The organism is Tamlana crocina, assembly GCF_012037625.1.
The window spans coordinates 1-432 of the sequence record NZ_JAAVJS010000279.1 but is presented as its reverse complement, the minus strand read 5'-3'; the positions used below and the strand labels follow the sequence as shown (position 1 = coordinate 432).

The window sequence follows — 432 nt, the reverse complement described above, 5'->3', positions numbered from 1 at the left end:
TCCCCTCCCCCAATATCTATGATCGGAGCGTCTTTACTTATACCACAGTTTCTAATGAGCTCCAGGGAAACTTCGGGCATGGGTTCGTACCAACTTACTTCTGTAGGTTGTTTCTGGGAATAGACCTTATCCCAATATTGCTGATTCTCGTTCATAATTTTTTTCTTTATTCTCGAACAGCCACCAGGGCTGCTGTTGATGTTCTACTGAAAAGTCTATAGGAGCTCCTATTTTTGGAGTGAGATAAGATAAATTTGCCTGCTGCGCAGCCCTTGTAAATTGCTGTATAGGTTCATTCCATGGATGGTAGGAAAGCACAAATTTCCCCCAATGTACAGGAACAGTTTTTTTAGCCTTTAGATCTAAGGCTGCCTGCACAGTTTGCTCCGGAAACATGTGAATTTGAGGCCAGTACTTCCCGAACTGCCCGCA

The 432-nt window shown here is 43.8% G+C and carries 1 protein-coding gene; it reads right to left on the bottom strand.

Annotated features, from left to right (window positions below; all coding sequences use genetic code 11):
- Positions 1-126: 126 nt before the first annotated feature.
- Positions 127-432, bottom strand: a 306-nt coding sequence (locus tag HC176_RS16710) for an MBL fold metallo-hydrolase (protein WP_245234939.1), incomplete at its 5' end; no start/stop codon positions are given.